The organism is Paramesorhizobium deserti, assembly GCF_001558695.1.
GTDB classification, from domain to species: domain Bacteria; phylum Pseudomonadota; class Alphaproteobacteria; order Rhizobiales; family Rhizobiaceae; genus Paramesorhizobium; species Paramesorhizobium deserti.
Genome location: NZ_LNTU01000024.1, coordinates 1 through 2,855, shown reverse-complemented (window position 1 = coordinate 2,855; position 2,855 = coordinate 1). Strand labels below are relative to the sequence as shown.

General features: G+C 55.2%; 3 protein-coding genes. 1 reads left to right on the top strand and 2 read right to left on the bottom strand.

The window, feature by feature from the left end; all coding sequences use genetic code 11:
- Positions 1-134: 134 nt before the first annotated feature.
- Positions 135-815, top strand: coding sequence for a tyrosine-type recombinase/integrase (locus ATN84_RS16135; RefSeq protein ID WP_082766332.1), 681 nt, complete (start codon positions 135-137; stop codon positions 813-815).
- A 523-nt stretch (positions 816-1,338) separates the two neighbouring features.
- Here ATN84_RS16135 and ATN84_RS16130 read toward each other — a convergent pair.
- Complete coding sequence (locus ATN84_RS16130) at positions 1,339-1,683, bottom strand: hypothetical protein (RefSeq protein ID WP_068882718.1); 345 nt, start codon at positions 1,681-1,683, stop codon at positions 1,339-1,341.
- Positions 1,680-2,771: an IS5 family transposase gene (locus tag ATN84_RS16125; protein WP_068882717.1), complete on the bottom strand. Its 1,092-nt coding sequence runs from the start codon at positions 2,769-2,771 to the stop codon at positions 1,680-1,682. Before ATN84_RS16125 ends, ATN84_RS16130 begins: the two co-directional genes overlap by 4 nt.
- Positions 2,772-2,855 lie beyond the last annotated feature (84 nt).

Sequence of the window (2,855 nt, the reverse complement as noted above, 5' to 3'; positions counted from 1 at the left end):
AAATGTTACACTATTGCTGATTTTGTAACATTTACGTAAGAGAAGTAACGGCCTCAGTTACAGTCAGAGGTGGAGTTAAACCAAAATCGCACAATTATATAGCGATTAATTTGCGAGTGGGGGAATGTCAGGTCATGATCGACAATAACGGCAGCAGAAAATACTTATCATCATCCGAAAGAAAAAGGTTTCTTACTTCATCTACATGTAAAAATAAAGATGTTGAACTTTTTTGCAGGGTTTTACTGGAGACCGGATGCAGAATATCAGAAGCTCTTAATTTAACATACAGGAATATAGATCTCGAGGAGGGAGTGCTGATCATCCGGAGCCTGAAAAAGCGGAACAAAATGCATCACAGAGCCATGCCTATCTCCCCCGAGACCGCCCAGCTGTTCAAAATACTCAAAGAGGAAGCAGCCCCCGAGGATCATCATGAGCGCATTTGGAGATGGACCCGAATGACAGGGTATCGGCATGTTTGTACGGTGATGGATGCCGCCGGCATCAAGGGAATTCAAGCCTCTCCCAAGGGACTCCGTCATGGATTCGCCGTTGCCGCCTTAGAGGCCGGGGCTCCCTTGAACTTGGTTCAACGCTGGCTCGGCCATACGCATTGGAGCACCACCGCAATATATGCAGATATTATCGGCCAGGAAGAGCGGGGATTTGCCCAACGCATATGGTTTACCGCGCAGGCTTCGCGCCCGATTAATATGTCGTGCCTCGAGGATTCAGCATCCTCCAAGAAAAGGCGGCCGCGGAGAGGCGGTTCCTCACAGGGCGCGCAACAACCTTTCCGTGAAGTCGCTTGAAGGATCGGAAAACCAGCCGTTGAACCTCGGGCATCGCAAACTGCGATGCTCATACCAAATCTATCTACTCACTTAATTGCATTACCGGGATTTTCCCTGAGACGCTCGTTGCGATTAAGCATCATTTCATGCAGCTATCAGTTGAATAGCCATCTCGAAACCCCTGAGTACGGCGCGTTTTAGCTTTAGAAGGACTATAAAGTTACCTATCAGTCACCTGATGCATAAAAAGTTTTCCCTCAATAAGCATCAGAACACAAAAGATAATCCGCTCAGTCCGCGCCAGGCTGTGAATAATTATTTGGACAAAAACTTGACATATTTCAATGCAACGTATAAGAGAATGTTACAAAATCAGCAATAGTGTAACATTTATTAATATCAGGTTTCATTGGTTTGCACGCAGTCTCGTTAGCTGGTTGCGATGCAAAAACAATTGTTTAACGTATTATACAAATATCTCACCATCGCCTCTGAAAGAGCCGCTAAGCAATTTCGATAAATTGGGCGCGTCGCACTACATCTAGCAGGCTGTTGAAGAAGTCTCTCGTTTTACCTTGAGGATGGCCTCGTCGCCATTGTGATAGGCGAACGTGATCTCGATCGTGCCGTCATCGAGCAACTCGGCATGTCCGTCGCCGGAGACTTCGTCCATTTCTTCAAATCCGGCCCACGTGAAGTGGACCAGGGCTTGACTGTAGCCGAGATCAAGGCCTGCCTGCAGGGCGCCGAAGGCGATCTCGCCGTGACCATCGGTTCCGATGGTGATCATGGCGGGCTCGACCAGGTCGAGATGGGCGCGCCCCCAAAGATCGGCTTCCACGATCCGCCAGCGGCCGATCAGGCGGCAGGCAGTCCCGGCGCTCATGGCGACGCCGCCATCAGTTTCGACAACCGAACCAGATCATAGGCGGCGGCGGCGAAGGTGAAGGCCCATCCGACGCGGTCGCGGCCCCGGAACTTCGTCTTGTCCTGCCCGGCGATGGTCTTGATCCAGCCGAACGCCTCCTCGATTTGCTTGCGGATGCGCAGGCTGACCCCATAGCCGGGATGACGCGTCGTGCGGCGATCGATCGCCGAACTTCGACCGTTGGTGTTCTGCGCCACATGCGGCGTCACCCGCATCGAGCGCAGTTCGTTGACGAAGCCCTTCGTGTCATAGGCCTTGTCGGCTCCCAGGGTGATCGCGTGTGGCCGGTCGGCGCGGGGCTCGATCATATGCAGGGCCGCCACCCGCTCGGCATGCCCGCCAGCCTCGGTCAGGCAGGCATCGACCAGAAGACCATGGCGGTTCTCCATCAATCCGTGCCCCATGAAGCACAGCTTCGTCTCCTTGCCCTTGCCTTTCCTGTAGAGCCTGGCGTCCGGGTCGGTCGTCGAGGCATGCGTCTCGTTGGACCGCTTCTCGCCATGGAAGTCTGCATCCGCATTCCGGCCATCGCCTCCGGCCGGCGGCGCGCCCGAACCGTCCTTCGGCTTGACGCTCTTCATCGACGCCCAGGCCTCGATCAGCGTGCCGTCGACGGAGAAGTGGTCGGTGGACAGGAGCCGCTTGACCTTGGGCTGCGCCAGGATCGCGCTCAGGAACTTCGCGGCGATGTCGCCTTCGAGCAGCCGGTCCCGGTTCTTCGAGAAGACCGAATGGTCCCAGGCCGCATCGTCAATGCCGATGCCGACAAACCACCGGAACAGGAGGTCGTATTCCAGACGCTCCATCAAAAGGCGTTCCGAGCGGATCGAATAGAAGGCCTGCAGCAGCATGGCCCGCAGCAACTTCTCCGGCGCGATCGAGGGCCGCCCGATCGGCGAATAGAGCGCCGCAAACTCTCGCTCCAGCGAAGCAAGCGCCTCGTTCACGATCAACCGGATCGCCCGCAGCGGATGATCCCGCCGCACCCGATCCTCAAGATCGACATAGCTGAAAAGCTCACCCGTCCTCACGTCGCCGCCGCGCATTCCATCATCCCCGAATCCCGTCGAGCTCAGTGAATCATGCGCGAGCAAATGAAGCGAGACGCTTTTTCAACGGCCTGCTAGAGC

What these genes read in the sequence shown, in the direction of transcription:
- ATN84_RS16130 (WP_068882718.1), bottom strand. Translation starts at nt 1,683, where the DNA reads ATGAGCGCCGGGACTGCCTGCCGCCTGATCGGCCGCTGGCGGATCGTG.
- ATN84_RS16125 (WP_068882717.1), bottom strand. Translation starts at nt 2,771, where the DNA reads ATGCGCGGCGGCGACGTGAGGACGGGTGAGCTTTTCAGCTATGTCGAT.
- ATN84_RS16135 (WP_082766332.1), top strand. Translation starts at nt 135, where the DNA reads ATGATCGACAATAACGGCAGCAGAAAATACTTATCATCATCCGAAAGA.